A 17735-nucleotide genomic window follows, 5' to 3' on the forward strand; every position below is an offset into this window, starting at 1 on the left:
ATGACGGTCTCCCAGTCGGACCTCGATACCCACTGGACCATGGTCAGCGACCCCGAGGGGCTCGAACGCGCCGCCGACGCCCTCGCCGGCGGAACCGGACCGGTCGGCGTTGACGCCGAGCGCGCGTCCGGCTTCACCTATGGGTCTGAGGCCTACCTGGTGCAGGTGTTTCGTCGTGGTGCGGGCACGTTCCTGATCGACCCCATCGACATTCCAGATTTTGCGCCGCTGCAGCACGCCCTCGCGGCGGAGGAATGGATCTTCCACGCGGCGACTCAGGATCTCCCCTGCCTGGCTTCGATCGGGCTCGTGCCGCAACGCATCTTCGACACCGAGCTGGCTGCGCGACTCCTCGGGTACGAACGCGTTGGCCTCGGGGCGATCGTCGAACTCAAGCTCGGCATCAGACTCGAAAAAGCGCACTCTGCCGCAGACTGGTCGCAGCGTCCGCTCCCAGAATCCTGGCTGGAGTACGCGGCGCTCGACGTTGCGCTCCTGCCTGACCTGCGCGACGCCATCGCGGCGGATCTTGACGGACAGCAGAAAGCAGAGTTCGCGATCGAGGAATTCGAAGCGGCGCGCACCAAACCCGAGAAGCCGCGCCCCGCAGAGCCGTGGCGCAAACTCTCCGGCGGCCACCTCCTCAAATCTGCGCGCGCCCTGGCACTTGCCCGAGAGCTTTGGAACGCCCGCGACGCACTCGCCCGCGAACGCGACGTGGCACCCGGTCGGCTGATCCCGGACGCCTCGATCGTCGCCGCCGCGGCCGCAAATCCCCGGTCGAGCGGCGACCTCGCGCGCCTGCAGACGTTCCGCGGGCGTGCCAGCCGCAGTGAGCTCGAGCGCTGGTGGTCTGCGATCCTGCGCGGGAAGACGACAACGGACCTGCCGGGACCGAAGCAGCGCGACCCAGAGGCGATTCCGCATCACCGCGCGTGGGCGCAGCGTCATCCCGAAGCTGCCGCACGACTCGACGCCGCCCGACCAGCAATCGAGGCTGAAGCCGAGGCGCGCTCGATTCCTCTGGAGAACCTACTCACCCCCGACACGCTTCGCCGGGTCGTATTCCAGCCGCCCGCCGACCGCTCTGCGGAAAGCATCGCACTCCGTCTCACGGAGCTCGGAGCGCGCCCCTGGCAGGTTGGCATAACCGCACCAATTATTGCCGACGTAATTGTAGATCTCCCATAACGCTGTGCGGTGATTCCCGCAGATTTTCAGCATTCTCGGCGCCAGGTCGTGACGCGTGAGACTCCGTCTCTCTAGGATGGAGGAAACGCAGATCACCAATGCTGATGGAGGCGAAGTGGCCGCAATGAGAGAAGTTGTGTTCGTGGACGGTGTCCGCACCCCGTTCGGGCGTGCCGGCGACAAGGGAATCTACGCAGGGACTCGTGCCGATGACCTGGCGGTCAAGGCACTGCAAGGGCTGATCGAGCGCAACCCCGAGCTACCGCTCGAGCGCATCGACGACGTGGGCATCGCCGCGACGACCCAGCAAGGCGACCAGGGGCTCACGCTCGGCCGCACAGTGTCGATGCTTGCGGGCATCCCCGTCACCGTGCCCGGGTTCGCCCTTGATCGCATGTGTGCCGGCGCACTCACGGTTGCGTCGTTCATGGGCGCAGCGATCGGATCGGGTCAGTACGACCTCGCGATTGCCGGCGGAGTCGAGCACATGGGTAAGCACCCCATCGGACTCGACGCAGACCCGAATCCTCGCTTTGTTGCCGAGAAACTGGTGAGCCCGGATGCACTGAACATGGGCATCACCGCGGAACGACTGCACGACCGCTTCCCTGCATTGACCAAGGAGCGCGCGGATCGTTTTGGCATGCTGAGCCAGCAGAAAGTGCAGGCCGCCTACGACCGTGGCGATATCCAGGCCGACCTGATTCCGGTGGCGACTCGCTCGGAAACCGGATGGGGTCTCGCAACCGAAGATCAGGGGCGCCGACCGGAGACGACGATGGATGGCCTCGCAACGCTGAAGACCCCGTTCCGCCCGCATGGTCGCGTCACCGCGGGCAACGCGTCCCCGTTGACCGACGGCGCGACCGTCTCGTTGCTCGCCGGCGCCGACACCGCCCGCGAACTCGGCCTCGGTGCAAAGATGCGGCTCGTCGGCTTCGGCTTCGCTGGTGTCGAGCCCGAAGTCATGGGACTCGGCCCGGTGCCGTCGACGGAGAAAGCGCTGCGCCGCGCCGGCCTTACCATCGACGACATCGGCCTCTTCGAACTCAATGAGGCGTTCGCCGTCCAGGTGCTCTCATTCACCGACCATTTCGGCATTTCCGACGACGACCCGCGCGTCAACCCCTGGGGCGGCGCGATCGCCATCGGGCACCCGCTCGCTGCATCGGGCGTCCGTTTGATGACGCAGCTCGCGCGCCAGTTCGCGCAGCGGCCCGACGTGCGATATGGCGTGACCGCGATGTGCGTCGGCCTCGGACAGGGCGGCACGGCGATCTGGGAAAACCCGCATTTCGACGGCAAGAAGGGCAAGTAGCGCAATGACCGACTACAGCAGCATCGATTTCACTCCGCTGATCGAAGCGTCTGACGACGAGGTCATCACGGAGTCGTTCGTGCGCGATGTCACCCTGCCGTCCGGCGGCACACTCGCGCTGATCACGCTCGACAACGGACGAGACCATACCCGACCGAACACACTCGGACCGCGCACCCTCCAGTCACTCGCGATTGTGCTCGACGATCTGCGGCGCCGCGCGGCCGCCGGTGAGATCGTTGCCGTCGCGGTGACAGGGAAGCCGTTCATCTTCGCCGCGGGAGCCGATCTTTCGAAGGTATCAACGCTCGCGACCGAGCAGAATGCTCGACTCATGGCGCAGTACGGCCACTTCGTGCTCGGCAAGTTCGGCGAGCTCGGGGTTCCCTCATTCGCATTCGTGAACGGCCTCGCCCTCGGTGGCGCGATGGAGATCGCCCTCCATTGCACCTACCGCACCCTCGATTCTTCAGCCGCTGCGCTCGCCTTCCCCGAGGTGTTCCTGGGCATCATTCCGGGGTGGGGCGGAGCGACCATTGTTCCGAATCTCATCGGCATCGAACAGGCACTCGAGGTCATCGTCTCGAACCCGCTCAAGAACAATCGGATGCTGAAGCCGCAGCAGGCACTCGACATGGGCCTCTTCGACGCGATGTTCGGGGCCGCAAGCTTCCTCGAGCGCTCCCTGGCCTGGGCCGACGGGGTGCTGGGAGGATCCATCTCCGTGCAGCGACCGCACGTGCCGGGCAAGCTGGAGCGCCTGACCAAGTGGCCCGCCGCGATCAAGATCGCACGCGACACGTTGAAAGCGCGACTGGGCACCGCAACCCGGGCGCCGTACGTCGCGCTCGATCTGCTGAGTGCCGCAAAAGACAATGACCTGAAACGTGGATTCGAACGCGAAGACGATGCACTCGCCGAGTTGATCTCCGGCGACCAGTTTGCAGCTTCGATCTACGCCTTCGATCTGGTGCAGAAGCGTGCGAAGCGCCCCGCCGGAGCGCCCGACAAGGCGCTCGCCAAGCCGGTGCTCAAGGTCGGCGTGATAGGTGCTGGGCTCATGGCGAGCCAATTCGCACTGCTCTTCGCCCGGAAACTGCGGGTGCCGGTGCTGATCACCGACCTCGATCAGTCACGCGTCGATAAGGGACTGGAGTACATCCGCGGCGAGATCGCGAAGCTGCGCGACAAGGGGCGTCTGAGTGCGGACGATGCCAATCAGATCACCGAACTTGTACGCGGCACGACCGATAAGACGCAGTTCTCGGACTGCGATTGGGTCATTGAAGCCGTGTTCGAGGAGCTGGGTGTCAAGCAACAGGTATTCGCGGAGATCGAGCCGATCATTTCCGAGACTGCCGTGCTCGCAACGAATACCTCTTCCCTTTCTGTCGAAGAGATCGGCGCGAACCTCGCTCATCCTGAGCGACTCGTCGGCTTCCACTTCTTCAACCCGGTCGCCGTGATGCCGCTCATCGAGGTGGTGCGTACGCCCGCAACGGACGACGCGTCACTCGCCACGGCAATGGTTACGGCTCGCAAGCTGGGGAAGAACGCGGTCATCACCGCGGATCGCCCCGGCTTCGTGGTCAACCGTCTCCTGGCGAAGGTCATGGGCGAAGCCGCACGTGCTCTCGATGAGGGAACCCCGCTCCCCGTCGTGGAACGCGCGCTCGCACCGATCGGACTGCCGATGGGGCCGTTCGAACTCATCGATCTCGTCGGTTGGAAGGTCGCGGCACACGTGCAGGACACGATGGTCCATGCGTTCCCCGACCGGTTCTACGCGTCAGAGAATCTGCACCGTCTCGCCGAGGTCGAGTCGCCCCTGGTGAAGACGAAGCTCGGCAAGGTCGAGGAGCTATCAAAGGCCGCCAAGAAGGCCGGCGTCTTCGGCAAGCACGCCGTCGGTGAAGATGAGATCCTACGCCGTGTCGAGAATGAAGTGGCGAACGAGATCAAGATCATGCTCGACGAGGGCGTGGTCGCGGCGGCGGAAGACATCGATCTGTGTCTCATCTTTGGCGCAGGCTGGCCGTTCCAGGCCGGCGGGGCGACACCCTACCTGGATCGTTCAGGAGCGAGCGAGCGAGCATTCGGCGGTACGTTCCATGATCCGCGCATTGCCGGGGCGCACCGGTCGTAACGCGGAAGACGGGCGGGGCGTCCTCAAGTTCAGCGAGGGCGCCCCGCTCCTCTCAGTTCTCGGGGACGGTTTCCGTCTCGGGGCGCGCGATCGGAATACGGGTGCCCTGCACCTGCTCCACGACATTCGCCGCGATCTGCGACGCCGTTAATCCGGCATCGTGGAGCAGTTCGGCGCGCGAAGCATGGTCGGGAAACGCATCCGGCGTTCCGAGCTCGCTCACCGCGGTGTCGACGCCCGCATCTCGAAGTGCTTGACGGATTCGGGTGCCAATTCCACCGACGCGAATGCCGTCTTCCAAGGTGATGACCAGTCGATGGTTCCGCGCTGCGTCGATCACGGATGCGGCGACGGGCACCACCCACCGCGGATCGATCACTGAGGCAGTGATACCGTCGCGCTCAAGCAAACCAGCCGCTTCCAACGCGACCTCGGCGAGTGGCCCGACGGGAACGAACAGCACGTCACCGCTAGCGCTGTGATCAGCGAGGCTCGACGGACGCACCGCTTCTCGCAGCACATCGACACCGTCGACGGTACGTCGAAGGGCGCTGATATCGTCACCGACTGCGCCCTTGGGATACCGGAGCACGGTGGGTGCATCGTCGACGCGCACGGCTTCGGCCAGGAGCTCGTCCAGGCGCGCTGCATCGCGAGGCGCAGCGATCCGAATGCCCGGCACGACCTGCAGGGTCGCGAGATCCCACACGCCGTTGTGGCTCGCCCCATCGGGCCCCGTGATTCCGGCACGGTCCAGCACGAACGTTACGCCGGCGCGATGCAGGGCCACGTCCATGAGCAGCTGATCGAACGCACGATTCATGAACGTCGCGTAGACCGCGACGACCGGGTGCATCCCGCCGTAGGCGAGCCCGGCAGCACTCGTGACTGCATGCTGCTCGGCGATGCCGACGTCGATCACGCGGCCCGGATACGCTGCGGCGAGGCCGTCCAGTCCCGTGGGCGCCAGCATCGCAGCGGTGATCCCGACAATGCGGTCATCGGCCGCGGCGAGCTCGATGATCCGGTCTCTGAAGACCGACGTCCAACTGCGTCCACGCGTTGATTCAACGGGTTCGCCGCTGCCCGGATCGATCTGCCCGATCGCATGGAACTGGTCGGCGAGATCGTTCTCTGCCGGAGCATATCCGCGCCCCTTCTCGGTGATCACATGGACCAGAGTCGGGCGACCGTATCCTTTTGCCTGCTGCAGTACTTCTTCCACCGCGGCGAGGTCGTGGCCGTCGACGGGGCCGAGATACTTGATGTCGAGATTCGAGTAGAGGTCCTGGTTGTCCGATGCCCGGCTGACCATGCCGCGCATCGCTCCGCGCGCCGCGCGGTAGACGGTGCGACCCGGCGCGCCGAGACGTGAAAACAGCTTCTCGCTGCCCTCCTGCAGGTCGCGGTAGGCGTCTTTCGAGCGCACGGAATTCAGGAACCGTGCCATGCCGCCGATCGTCGGAGCGTATGAACGCCCGTTGTCGTTGACAACTAAGACGAGGTTACGATCGTTGTCGTCGGTGATGTTGTTGAGTGCTTCCCACGTCATCCCGCCGGTGAGCGCGCCATCACCCACCACGGCGACGACGTGCCGATGCAGCTGGGTGGGGTCAGATTGGGCGCGCCGCGCGAATGCTCGAGAGATGCCATCCGCCCAACTCAGCGAACTCGACGCATGCGAACTTTCGACGATGTCGTGCTCGGATTCAGTGCGCTGAGGATACCCGGCCAAGCCGCCACGACTGCGGAGACCAGAAAAATCTTTCCGCCCGGTCAGGAGCTTGTGCACATAACTCTGGTGGCCGGTGTCGAACACGATGGGATCGCGCGGCGACTGAAACACGCGGTGCAGCGCGATCGTCAGCTCGACGACCCCCAGGTTCGGCCCGAGATGACCTCCGGTCCGCGATACGGCAGCGATGAGGAACTCGCGGATTTCCGCGGCCAGGTCTTGGCACTCATCGAGTGTGAGCGCGTCGAGATCTCGAGGCCCTGAGATTCGATCCAGGATCGCCATGAACTTGGCCTCCGTTCCGTTTCGCCGCATGAGAACCGCGAATCTGATCAGTCTAGTAGCGCCGCAAACGAGCGTGGGCCCGGATCGCCGAAGCGACCGGGCCCGCGCAATGCACGCAGCGGCTAGACCAGCGAACGCAGCACGTACTGCAGGATGCCACCGTTGCGGTAGTAGTCCGCTTCGCCCGGGGTGTCGATGCGAACCACCGCGTCGAAGGCGACCTGCGAACCGTCGGCCTTGGTTGCCGTCACAGCGACCGTGCGCGGCGTCTCGCCATCGTTGAGCGCAGTGATGCCCGAGATATCGAAGGTCTCGGTGCCGTCAAGGCCGAGGTCATCGGCGCTCTGCCCTTCGGGGAACTGCAGCGGAAGCACGCCCATGCCGATGAGGTTCGAGCGGTGGATACGCTCGAAGCTCTCGGTAATAACTGCCTTCACGCCCAGCAGTCGGGTGCCCTTCGCCGCCCAGTCGCGCGACGAGCCCGAACCGTACTCCTTGCCGCCGAGCACCACCAACGGAATACCCGCGTTCTGGTAGTTCTGCGAGGCATCGTAGATGTACGACTTCGGCGCATCGGCCTGCGTGAAGTCGCGCGTGAAGCCGCCCTCGACGCCCGCACCGTCGTTCTCCGCAGCCAGGAGCTGGTTGCGGAGACGGATGTTCGCGAACGTGCCGCGGATCATGACCTCGTGATTGCCGCGGCGCGAGCCGTAGGTGTTGAAGTCCTTCGGTGCGATGCCATTCTCGACGAGGTATTGACCTGCCGGCGTCTCGGCCTTGAAGCTGCCCGCCGGGCTGATGTGGTCAGTCGTCACGGAGTCACCGAGCTTCGCGAGCACACGCGCGCCCGAAATATCGGTGACCGGTGACGGCGTGAGCTCCATGCCGTCGAAGTAGGGCGCCTTGCGCACGTAGGTCGACTTCTCATCCCACGCGAACGTGTTGCCATCGGGGGTCGGCAGCGAGGTCCAATGCTCGTCACCATCGAAGACCGTGGCGTACTTCTGCGTGAACATGTCGGAGTCGATCGACTCGTCGGCGATCTTCTGGACCTCGACGGGGTCGGGCCAGATGTCGCGGAGGAACACGTCGTTGCCCTCGAAGTCCTGACCGAGAGCCTGGGTCTCGAAGTCGAAGTCCATCGTTCCGGCAAGCGAGTACGCGATCACCAGCGGCGGGCTGGCGAGGTAGTTCATCTTGATATCGGGGTTGATGCGACCTTCGAAGTTGCGGTTGCCTGAGAGCACCGCGGTGACCGCGAGATCGTGATCGTTGACGGCGTCGGAGATCTCCTGGTTCAACGGACCCGAGTTGCCGATGCAGGTCACGCAGCCATAGCCGACGGTGTAGAAGCCGAGCTTCTCGAGGTCGACCTTCAGGCCCGACTTCTCGTAGTAGTCGGTGACGACCTTCGACCCGGGAGCCAGCGTCGTCTTGACCCACGGCTTCGCCTGGAGACCGCGCGCTGCCGCATTGCGAGCGAGCACGCCCGCTGCGAGCATCACCGAAGGGTTCGAGGTGTTGGTGCACGAGGTGATGGACGCAAGCGTCACCGCGCCGTGGTCGATCTCGAACTCGCGCCCCTGCGCGTCCTTGACCTTGGCAGGGTTGGCCGCCCGGGCGTAATTCTTGAGGTCCGTCTCGAACTGCGACTTCGAGTGCGACAGCTCGATGCGATCCTGCGGGCGCTTCGGGCCGGCGATCGACGAGACCACGGTACCCAGATCGAGCTCGAGGTACTCGCTGAACTCGGGCTCGCGCGACGCGTCGTGCCACATGCCCTGCGCCTGCGTGTAGGCCTTGATGAGTTCGAGCTGCTCTTCCGAGCGGCCGGTCAGACGCAGGTAGTCGAGCGTCACATCGTCGACGGGGAACATCGCTGCCGTCGAGCCGAATTCGGGGCTCATGTTGCCGATCGTCGCACGGTTCGCAAGCGGAACCGATCCGACACCCTCGCCGTAGAACTCGACGAACTTGCCGACCACACCGTGCTTGCGCAGCATCTGGGTGATCGTGAGCACCACGTCGGTGGCGGTGACGCCCGCGGGGATCTGGCCTGAGAGCTTGAAGCCGACCACTCGGGGAATCAGCATCGAGATGGGCTGACCCAGCATGGCCGCCTCAGCCTCGATACCACCAACACCCCAACCGAGCACACCGAGGCCGTTCTCCATCGTGGTGTGCGAGTCGGTGCCCACGCAGGTATCGGGGTATGCGAAGGTTTCGCCGTCGATGTCGCGGGTGAACGTCACACGGGCCAAGTACTCGATGTTGACCTGGTGCACGATGCCGGTTCCGGGCGGAACGACCTTGAACTCGTCGAACGCGCCTTGGCCCCAGCGAAGGAACTGGTAGCGCTCCCCGTTGCGCTGGTACTCGATCTCAACGTTGCGCGCGGCCGCGCCGGGAGTGCCGTACACATCGGAGATCACCGAGTGGTCGATGACCATCTCGGCGGGCGCCAGCGGGTTGATCTTGTCAGGGGTGCCACCCAGGTCGACAACGGCCTCGCGCATCGTCGCGAGATCGACGACGCAAGGCACGCCCGTGAAGTCCTGCATGATGACGCGCGCGGGGGTGAACTGAATCTCCGTGTCGGGCTGCGCCGAAGGATCCCAATTGCCCAGGGCTTCGATGTGCTCACGGGTGACGTTTGCGCCGTCTTCCGTGCGGAGCAGGTTCTCCAGCAGCACCTTCAGGCTGTAGGGCAGCCGCTCGTGGCCAGGGACCTGATCGATGCGATAGATTCCGTATTCGTTCTCGCCGACGGCGAGGGTGCTCTTCGCGTCGAAGCTGTTGACGGCTCCCATTGAGCTCCTCCAATGTGTCTCGATGTCGAGATAATTCTATACCCGAACCGACACCACCATTGTCACGCCGACGGGGCGTTTTGCCCAGTGTTCTCCTCAGATTCTCCGCTTGGATCATCTGATGATCGGGGCAGACGATTGAGGACCATCCACGTAAAGACCACCACCAGTGCGAAGAGCGGCACCCCCATGACCAGGCGAGCGATCCCGAGCGCATCGGTCGCCGCTCCCCCGTCGTCGCCACGCGCGGCGAAGTAGAGCGGGAGCTGGACGGCGAGTCGCGCCACGAACAGCGCCGCCCAGAGCAGGGTGAGCCACGTCGCGATGCGCTTCAGCGCCCGCACCCGGCGCCAGCCGGTCAGATCGCCGCGCAGTGCTCCGAGCGCGAGTCCGATGAGCGGCCATCCGACCGCCGCCGACAGGAGCAGCCCCAGCGACCAAACGATATTCGTGATGAAGCCCGGAACGTAGTAGTCGGCTCCGCGCCCCGTGAATATCGTTGCCGCGACGGCAACGGCGACGCCGGCCGCCCCAGAGAAGACCGACACAAGCGGTTCGCGCCGCAGCAGTCGAATCACGATGAGCACGACGACGAGAGCGGCCGGCGCAATCGCCGACAGTCTCGCGTCGCGGGTGAGCGTGAAGAGCACGAGAAAGAGCAGGCCGGGCACGAGGGTTTCGGCGATACCCCGCCACCCTCCAATCGCTTCGAGGACGCCACGACCCGAAAGCGCCTCTCCAGACATTCCGGCGCGCACGGTGCGCCCCAGCGCGCCTCCGAACTCACGCGTCACCGACACGGGTTCGGCCGCAGGCGGCGGGATCAGCGGAGTCCGCTCAGATTCCGGCTGTGAACCCTCAGGCGCACTGCGTTCTGGCCCTGCAGAACCTTCGGGGCCGGTCACACTGCGAGCGTTCCGCCTTCGGGTGCCTGGCGTTCGCCTTGCACTCCGGCGGGTACCTTCAGCGGCAGCAGCTCGCTCGGCGGCATGGGCTGATCACCGCGCACCACGACAAGCTCACGGAACAGGTCGAAGACCCGTTCACGTGCACCTGCATCGACAGCTGCCTTGCCCATGATGACGCCGCGGAGCATCCATCGCGGTCCATCGACGGCGATGAAGCGCGCGGCACGAGTGCCTGCTTGTTCATCAGGCGCGGGGGTCTGCACGAACAGCTCCGTTCCCAGCACACCCTCCTCTTCCGTCGCGGTGCCGCCCTGAGTGGTCATCTGATGGGCAAGTTCTGAGCGCACCCCGTGCCAGAGGCCGGTCGTCTTCGGTGCGGCGAATGCCTGCACCTGCAGCAGCGACTCCGCGTACTCCAGCGACACGGCGACGACACGATTCGCACGCTCATCGACCTCAAGGCGCAACTGCAATCCCTCACGAGGCGCAACCTTGATGCCGCCCAGGTCGACATACGGACGCATTGCGGGGACTTCGCTGACATCGAACGGACCCGCCGTTTCGCGATCCGTGGGCGCAGACTTGCTGTCGTCGGGCGCGGCAAGCTCTGCGTCGCGCACCTCCAACGCGTCAGCGGCGTTCGGGTCGAGCTCGTCAGACTCGGGCGTCTGTGCATCACTCATGATTGCGTCTCCTCCTGCGGCCGGTATTGGCCGATTGCGGCGCTCATGCGCCGACTGTCTGTCTTCAGTTCTGTACGCCGGTCGAGCCGAAGCCGCCGGTGCCGCGGACGCTCTCCGGAAGCTCCGGCACCGGAGTGAACACCGCACGGCTCACGGGCATGATGATGACCTGGGCGATGCGATCCCCGACCTCCACGGCAAACGCAGCCGAGCGATCCGTATTCAGCAACGTGACCTTGAGTTCTCCGCGATAGCCCGCATCGACGGTGCCGGGCGAATTCACCACCGTGATACCGTGCTTCGCCGCCAAGCCGCTGCGCGGCACGACGAACGCGACGTATCCATCGGGAAGAGCGATTGAGACACCCGTTCCGATGAGCGCTCGCTCGCCCGGTTCGAGCACGACTGACTCCGCGGCCCTGAGATCTGCTCCCGCATCTCCGGGGTGGGCATACGTGGGGGCGAACTCGGCGACAATCGGCACCTCAACAACATCACTCACCCGCTCAGCGTATCTGATCGGGCCGCACATGCGCTGGATCGGCTGCTCCCAGCTCGGCCCGCGAGATAATGGCAGCATGACCCGTGATGCCTCCGCACCGACGACTTCCTCCTACCGGGAACGACTGCTCCCCGGCCCGAGCCTGTTCATTTCACTCATCCTGGTGATCCCCGCGGTAGCCCTGGTGTTGACTCCGATCAATGCGCAGTGGGCGATTCCGACCGGCGTCATCGTGTACGTCATTCTTGCGCTCACGTTCTTGCTGCTCAGCCCATCGATCGAGGTCGCTGACGATTCACTCGTCGCCGGGCGTGCGCGGATCCCGCTCCATCACCTCGGAGCCGTCGAACTTCTCGGAGCCGAAGCACTGAAAGCAGCGATCGGACCGGGAGCTGACGCGCGGAACTACCTGCTCTTGCGCGGATGGATTCATCGGGGTGTGCGGATTGAGGTCACGGATGCGAACGACCCGGCGCCGTTTTGGATCCTGACGACCCGACACCCGCAGAAGCTCTCCGCCGCCATCGCGTCGACGCGAAGCGACGCGCACGAGGCCTGAATCTCTCGCACTACAACTGTGGCTGCGTGTTCGCCCGATTCCGGGCGGCACGCAGCCACAGTCGTTTCAGCGGGAATTACGCTGCGCACTCCCGACAGATCGGCCCGAGATCGGTCTCGTGGTCGATCTGTGAGCGGTGACGCACCAGGAAGCAGCTCACGCAGGTGAACTCGTCATCCTGCTGCGGCAGCACGACGACATCGAGTTCGACGTCAGAGAGGTCGTTGCCTCCCAGATCGAAGCTGGGATTGTCGGCATCCTCTGAATCGAGGCCCGAGGCGCCCTTGGCTGGTCCACGCTCTTTCAACGCCTCGATCGAATCGGCGTCTTCTTCGGTCTTGCGCGGGGCGTCGTAATCGGTGGCCATTCTCTCCTGCATTCCCGTGCCGGTCTATCGGCACCTTATCCTTCGAGCGGCCATAGTCTGCCGCACGAACCTTGTCTGGCGCAAACTGTTCCGCTCAGAGTTCTCTGAGCGCGAAGTCGCACACACCCTCTGCGCGGGCATATCGCCACGCGCCCGCGTCAATGCGCTGAATCGCCAACACTCTATGTCACTCTGGTTCGCGACTCACGAAGGAGATGCGCCGATGGACGAACTGCGCTTTGTGCGCCGAGATGACCGGTCGCTGATCGTCGCGAACGACGCCGGCGACGAGTTCCGCTTCCTGGTAGACGAGGCCGCGCTGAGCGAGCTTCGTCACTTGTCGCGTCGCGAGCGTGAGCCCGGAAAAGTCGGGCCGCGTGAAATCCAGGCGCTCATCCGCTCCGGGAAGTCACGCGCCGAGGTGATTGCGGAGACCGGGCTCGACGAGGCCGACGTCGAACGCTACGAGGAGCCAGTACTCGCCGAGCGTCGCTACATCCTTGAGCGTGCGCACGCTGTGCCGGTGCGCACCGATGCGCTTGACGAGGCGGATGAGCGTTTCGGTGCGGTCATCGCCGAGCGACTCATCGGGCTCGCGTCGGACACGAGCGAGTGGAGTTCATGGCGCGATGAGGAGCGGGGGTGGATGGTCAGTCTGGAGTTCATCTCGCATGACGTTGCCCATCGCGCCGTGTGGACGTTCGATCATCGCAAGAACATTCTCGCGCCGATCAATCCGGACGCGGTGAACCTGTCGAAGCAGGGCGAAGTCGGCGACCGATTGATTCCGAAGCTGCGCGCAGTCGACGGTGGGGAACGTAGCGGCCGCTTCGAGGCGAATACGTTCGCGGAAGATACCGGCGAAGATTTCTCTGCCGACGCTTCCGACATCGAGACCGAGTCGGGTCCCGAAGCGGACACCGACGCGACGCCGCCCGCAAATTCGAATGCCGAGTACGAGCGCCGCAAAGAGATCGATCAGCGCGCCATCTCATCAGACGCCGCAGCACCGGCGGATCTCAGCCAGACTGCAGATCTGCTCGATGCGCTTCGAAAGCGGCGTGGGGAACGGGACCAGGTCAAACGCGATGCCGCCCTGCAGCCTCAGGAGCTTGATCTGGACGCTCTCGCAGATTCTGGGCCGGCGATTACACCGTCTCCCGTGGAACGCAAGGACGACGACTCGACGAACGACGCGACCGCACCCGTCTCGCTTCCGGAAGCCTCGGAGCGCGCTGCATCCCCTCGCAGCATCTGGGGCAACGCCGGGGTGTCGGCCCCCGGCTCGACGCGCGACCAGGCACCCCAGGGTAATTCTGGCACCCCTGATATTCAGGAGCGACCGAGCTCGATGCGCCCGAACGAACCGGCTTCGTCCGGCGAGTCCGAGCGCCCTGCGAAGAAAGGTCGGGCCTCGATTCCGAGTTGGGACGACATCCTGTTCGGCACCCGCAGCGACGAAGATCCAGCGCAGTAGACGCTGAGTTGATGGCCGCTCAGGCCTCGGCGCGCGCTCGAGCTACCGCGGCCACGGCGTTCGCGAATCCTGTTCCGGCGAGCGCGCCGGCAAGCGCGAGCGGCACTCCCCGTTCCTCATCGGTGAATGATCCGTGTTGCCCCACCATCGAGAGCGATCTCGGGTCGTCGAGATGCGAGTAGTAGGCGATCTGTTTGCGTGCGGCGATCATCACATCGCCGAGACGCGGAGCGACCTCTGGTGCGATATTGCCGAACGCTCCGGATCGCACGGCCGCCTCACGCGTGAAGATACACGCACGTCCGCCTTCGGCCTCTTGCCAGCGAAGAGCGACCTCCTCCGCATCGGCGCCATCGCTGAGATACAAAGCGCGAAAGCGCGGCTCCCCGCCGATGTCATCGACCCCGGAGAGCAGCAGTGAATCGGCGCCGATCATGACCTGCTGATGCGCTGCAACATCGACCATGCCGTGATCCGCGGTCACCACGACCCCGACATCGCCGGGCAAGCCTCTGAGCAGTGACTCGAGTGCGCCGTCGAGCTGCTCGAGACGGTGTCGCCACGCGTCGCTCTGCCAGCCGAATTCATGTGCGGCCTTGTCAAGCTCATCGACGTAGAGGTAGACGACTGCCGGCTCGCCGCCGCGCAGCAGCTGAGATGCGGCCGAAAAGCGATCCTCGATTCGCTGCCCGCCGACGTACTCCGCCCCGGCGAGAATCGCCTCGGTCAGCCCGCCTGACGCGTGCGCCGGGCGACCGATCGCGAAGGCGCGCGCTCCGAGATCGCCGGCAAGATGGAACAGCGGTCGCGCGCGTTGCCACGCCGCACGATCCGCGATCCCGTCCCAATCACGCAGTGTCGTGATCAACCCGAGTTCGGGGTGCCGAATTCGATAGCCGATCAGCCCGTGATCCCCCGGGAGTGCTCCCGTCACCAGAGTGGTGAGCGCGGCTCCGGTCGTCGACGGGGCGACCGTTTCAATGCGTTTGCGCTGCAATCGCCCGAGGGTCGGCGCATGTCCGATTGCGGCTGAGAGATTCGCGCTCCCCAGACCGTCGACCACGATCATGACGAACGAGCGGATCGCCGGGAGGGTGACATCGGACGCGATGCGCAACTCCTCGGGCACCGCGTGCCCGGCACCGCGGGCCATCGCCGCCAGGCCGCTTGGCAGAATCGCGGCAAGCCTCGCACCGTTGTCGGTCGTCGTCGGTAGCATGATTTCCATTATGACCGACCCCCGCACGTCATCCGCCGGCACTCCGGATGCACCCCATGAGCTCGCCGGCGAACGCATCGAAGATATCGACATCTCGCAAGAGATGGAGGGCTCTTTCCTCGAGTACGCCTATTCGGTGATCTACTCGCGCGCGCTTCCCGACGCGCGCGACGGGTTGAAGCCGGTGCAGCGCCGCATCCTCTTCATGATGCAAGACATGGGTCTGCGCCCCGAGAAGGGGCATGTGAAGTCCGCTCGCGTGGTCGGCGAGGTCATGGGCAAGCTGCATCCGCACGGCGATTCGTCGATCTACGACGCGCTCGTGCGTCTCGCACAGGGATTCGCCCTCCGCTTGCCGCTGATCGACGGGCACGGCAATTTCGGTTCTCTCGATGACGGGCCAGCCGCGTCCCGATACACCGAAGCACGGCTCGCGGGCGCAGCGCTCGCCATGACGGAGTCGCTCGACGAGAACGTCGTCGATTTCGTGCCGAACTACGACAATCAGATCATGCAGCCCGAGGTGCTGCCGTCTGCGGTTCCCAACCTGCTCGTGAACGGCGCCAGCGGCATCGCGGTCGGCATGGCGACGAACCTGGCACCGCACAACCTCATCGAGGTTGTCGATGGTGCCAAACACCTGCTGCACCATCCCGAGGCGACCGTCGACGAGCTGATGGAGTTCATCCCCGGCCCCGACCTTCCTGGCGGCGGCACGATCGTCGGCCTCGACGGCGTGAAAGACGCCTACCGCTCTGGGCGCGGAGCCTTCCGCACCCGCGCCAAGGCGTCCGTCGAGCAGCTCGGACCGCGACGCACCGGGCTCGTCGTCACCGAGCTCCCCTACCTCGTGGGTCCCGAGCGCGTGATCGAGAAGATCAAGCAAGGTGTCGACGCGAAGAAACTCTCCGGCATCTCCGATGTCGCCGACCTGACCGATCGCAAGAATGGGCTGCGTTTGGTCATCACGTTGAAGACCGGGTTCTCCCCCGAAGCCGTGCTCGAGCAGCTCTATCGGTACACGCCGCTCGAAGACTCGTTCAGTATCAACTCGGTGGCGCTCGTCGAGGGGCAGCCGCAGACACTCGGACTCCGCGAAATGCTGCGGGTCTTCCTCGATCACCGCATCTCCGTTGTCACCCGACGCACTGAGTTCCGTTTGCGGAAGCGTCGCGAACGTCTGCACCTGGTCGAGGGGCTACTCATCGCCATCCTCGACATCGACGAAGTCATTCAGCTCATTCGCACGAGCGATGACGCCGAAACCGCCCGCACTCGGCTCATGCAGGTCTTTGACCTGTCTGAGCTGCAGGCCGAGTACATCCTCGAGTTGCGCCTGCGTCGCCTCACGAAGTTTTCGCGGGTCGAGCTCGAGGCCGAGCGTGACGAGCTGCAATCAGAAATCGAGTCGCTCCTGGCCATCCTCGGCAGTGACGAGCGCCTCCGCGGCGTGGTCGCCGACGAGATGGATGCTGCTGCCGAAGCATTCGGCACCCCGCGGCGCACCGTTCTGACCGGAGCGGTCATGCGCCCGACCCGTTCGGCGGCTTCAACGGCCTCGCTTGAGGTCGCCGACTCCCCCTGCACCGTGCTGCTCTCGGTCACCGGTCGGGCCCTGCGCATCGAGCGTGATCCCGAAGCCCCCGAGTCGACCCGGCCGGCACCGCGCGCCACGAAGCATGGCGCCGTGCTTGCGAGCATCGACGGCACGGTTCGTGGTGAGCTCGGGGCGATTCTCTCGGACGGCACACTGCAGCGATTCACCCCGGTCGACCTCCCGTCGGTTCCCGCCGCGAGCATCGCGTTCTCCGCGGGTGCAAAACTTGCGGAGTACATCGGAGTCACCGATAAGAAGCTCCGCGTCGTCGGCATCGTTCCGCTCGACACGGAGACCCCGATCGGGCTCTTCACTCTGCAGGGAACCGTCAAGCGCGTCGTACTCACCGACCTGCCCGCCAAGCCGAGCTTCGAAGTGATCGCGTTGAAGAGCGGTGATGCTCTGGTCGGCGCGTTCGTCGCCGCAGACTCTGATGAATTCGCGATCGTGACCAGCGACGCACAGCTGCTGAGGTTCGGCGCCGGGTCTGTTCGCCCCCAGGGCCGGCCCGCTGCGGGTATGGCGGGCATTCGTCTCGCTGCCGACGCACGAGTCGTGTTCGCCGGATCGGTCGCGGCTGATGCCGAGGCCCGCGTCGTCACTATTGCCGACAGCTCGATCACCCTTCCCGGCACCGATGTCGCAACGGCGAAAGTTTCTGACTGGGCCGAGTTCCCGGCAAAAGGCCGCGGCACCGGCGGCGTGCGCGCTCAGCGCTTCCTCAAGTGGGAAGACCAGATCGCGTGCGCTTGGGTGGGTACCGGAGAGCCGCGCGCTCTGGCCTCTGATGGCACCGCTCGCAAACTTCCCGTCGAACTCGGCAAGCGCGATGGCTCAGGCCAGCCCATCGATGGCTCGGCTGCCTACGTGGGCGTCGCTCCCTGACATTCTCCGCGCCGGCGATACTTCGGCCCCGTGCCTCCGCGAACGCGGGAGCA

The 17735-nt window shown here is 65.1% G+C and carries 13 protein-coding genes; 6 read left to right on the plus strand and 7 right to left on the minus strand.

Annotation, left to right across the window (positions count from 1 at the left end):
* From CH42_RS10285 to CH42_RS10295, 3 genes are all read left to right on the plus strand, one after another.
* Positions 1 to 1191 (plus strand): HRDC domain-containing protein, encoded by a 1191-nt coding sequence (locus tag CH42_RS10285; protein WP_082309395.1) that lies wholly within the window; start codon positions 1 to 3, stop codon positions 1189 to 1191.
* Positions 1192 to 1315: 124 nt separating this feature from the next.
* On the plus strand, positions 1316 to 2509 hold the full coding sequence (locus CH42_RS10290; protein WP_394325244.1) for a thiolase family protein: 1194 nt from the start codon (positions 1316 to 1318) through the stop codon (positions 2507 to 2509).
* 4 nt (positions 2510 to 2513) lie between these two features.
* Complete coding sequence (locus tag CH42_RS10295) at positions 2514 to 4655, plus strand: 3-hydroxyacyl-CoA dehydrogenase NAD-binding domain-containing protein (RefSeq protein WP_053353088.1); 2142 nt, start codon at positions 2514 to 2516, stop codon at positions 4653 to 4655.
* Positions 4656 to 4707: 52 nt separating this feature from the next.
* On the opposite strand, the gene dxs is transcribed toward CH42_RS10295, so the two are convergent.
* The 5 genes from dxs to dut form a co-directional block, all read right to left on the minus strand.
* On the minus strand, positions 4708 to 6675 hold the full coding sequence (gene dxs / locus CH42_RS10300; RefSeq protein ID WP_053353089.1) for a 1-deoxy-D-xylulose-5-phosphate synthase: 1968 nt from the start codon (positions 6673 to 6675) through the stop codon (positions 4708 to 4710).
* Positions 6676 to 6797: 122 nt separating this feature from the next.
* Positions 6798 to 9485 carry an aconitate hydratase AcnA gene (gene acnA / locus CH42_RS10305; RefSeq protein WP_053353090.1) on the minus strand — a complete coding sequence of 896 codons (2688 nt, stop codon included), beginning with the start codon at positions 9483 to 9485 and terminating at the stop codon, positions 6798 to 6800.
* Positions 9486 to 9547: 62 nt separating this feature from the next.
* A complete protein-coding gene (locus tag CH42_RS10310) occupies positions 9548 to 10390 on the minus strand; it encodes a DUF3159 domain-containing protein (RefSeq protein WP_053353091.1) in 843 nt (280 codons plus the stop codon).
* Positions 10387 to 11076: a DUF3710 domain-containing protein gene (locus CH42_RS10315; RefSeq protein WP_053353092.1), complete on the minus strand. Its 690-nt coding sequence runs from the start codon at positions 11074 to 11076 to the stop codon at positions 10387 to 10389. The genes CH42_RS10310 and CH42_RS10315 overlap by 4 nt, the downstream gene beginning before the upstream one ends.
* Before the next feature lie 64 nt (positions 11077 to 11140).
* On the minus strand, positions 11141 to 11608 hold the full coding sequence (gene dut, locus CH42_RS10320; protein WP_082309396.1) for a dUTP diphosphatase: 468 nt from the start codon (positions 11606 to 11608) through the stop codon (positions 11141 to 11143).
* 46 nt (positions 11609 to 11654) lie between these two features.
* Here dut and CH42_RS10325 point away from each other — a divergent pair, with 46 nt between their 5' ends.
* Entirely contained in the window at positions 11655 to 12137 is a 483-nt protein-coding gene (locus CH42_RS10325) for a DUF3093 domain-containing protein (protein ID WP_053353567.1), read from the plus strand.
* A 76-nt stretch (positions 12138 to 12213) separates the two neighbouring features.
* On the opposite strand, the gene CH42_RS10330 is transcribed toward CH42_RS10325, so the two are convergent.
* The gene (locus CH42_RS10330) at positions 12214 to 12504 is read right to left on the minus strand and encodes a DUF4193 domain-containing protein (protein WP_053353093.1); all 291 of its coding nucleotides are present in this window, start codon (positions 12502 to 12504) and stop codon (positions 12214 to 12216) included.
* Positions 12505 to 12727: 223 nt separating this feature from the next.
* Here CH42_RS10330 and sepH point away from each other — a divergent pair, with 223 nt between their 5' ends.
* Positions 12728 to 13981 (plus strand): septation protein SepH, encoded by a 1254-nt coding sequence (gene sepH / locus CH42_RS10335; protein ID WP_053353568.1) that lies wholly within the window; start codon positions 12728 to 12730, stop codon positions 13979 to 13981.
* A 19-nt stretch (positions 13982 to 14000) separates the two neighbouring features.
* Here the strand turns inward: sepH and CH42_RS10340 are convergent, their stop codons facing one another.
* Entirely contained in the window at positions 14001 to 15200 is a 1200-nt protein-coding gene (locus CH42_RS10340) for an alkaline phosphatase family protein (RefSeq protein WP_053353569.1), read from the minus strand.
* A 10-nt stretch (positions 15201 to 15210) separates the two neighbouring features.
* Here CH42_RS10340 and CH42_RS10345 point away from each other — a divergent pair, with 10 nt between their 5' ends.
* Entirely contained in the window at positions 15211 to 17682 is a 2472-nt protein-coding gene (locus CH42_RS10345) for a DNA gyrase/topoisomerase IV subunit A (protein ID WP_053353094.1), read from the plus strand.
* The last annotated feature ends 53 nt before the right edge of the window (positions 17683 to 17735 follow it).

It is taken from the genome of Leucobacter musarum subsp. musarum (assembly GCF_001273845.1).
Lineage (GTDB): Bacteria > Actinomycetota > Actinomycetes > Actinomycetales > Microbacteriaceae > Leucobacter > Leucobacter musarum.

Bases quoted from the DNA above. Each gene is read 5' to 3' on its own strand.
- CH42_RS10285 (WP_082309395.1), top strand. From the start codon at position 1: ATGACGGTCTCCCAGTCGGACCTCGATACCCACTGGACCATGGTCAGC.
- CH42_RS10290 (WP_394325244.1), top strand. From the start codon at position 1,316: ATGAGAGAAGTTGTGTTCGTGGACGGTGTCCGCACCCCGTTCGGGCGT.
- CH42_RS10295 (WP_053353088.1), top strand. From the start codon at position 2,514: ATGACCGACTACAGCAGCATCGATTTCACTCCGCTGATCGAAGCGTCT.
- dxs (WP_053353089.1), bottom strand. From the start codon at position 6,675: ATGGCGATCCTGGATCGAATCTCAGGGCCTCGAGATCTCGACGCGCTC.
- acnA (WP_053353090.1), bottom strand. From the start codon at position 9,485: ATGGGAGCCGTCAACAGCTTCGACGCGAAGAGCACCCTCGCCGTCGGC.
- CH42_RS10315 (WP_053353092.1), bottom strand. From the start codon at position 11,076: ATGAGTGATGCACAGACGCCCGAGTCTGACGAGCTCGACCCGAACGCC.
- dut (WP_082309396.1), bottom strand. From the start codon at position 11,608: ATGTGCGGCCCGATCAGATACGCTGAGCGGGTGAGTGATGTTGTTGAG.
- CH42_RS10325 (WP_053353567.1), top strand. From the start codon at position 11,655: ATGACCCGTGATGCCTCCGCACCGACGACTTCCTCCTACCGGGAACGA.
- CH42_RS10330 (WP_053353093.1), bottom strand. From the start codon at position 12,504: ATGGCCACCGATTACGACGCCCCGCGCAAGACCGAAGAAGACGCCGAT.
- sepH (WP_053353568.1), top strand. From the start codon at position 12,728: ATGGACGAACTGCGCTTTGTGCGCCGAGATGACCGGTCGCTGATCGTC.
- CH42_RS10340 (WP_053353569.1), bottom strand. From the start codon at position 15,200: ATGCTACCGACGACGACCGACAACGGTGCGAGGCTTGCCGCGATTCTG.
- CH42_RS10345 (WP_053353094.1), top strand. From the start codon at position 15,211: ATGACCGACCCCCGCACGTCATCCGCCGGCACTCCGGATGCACCCCAT.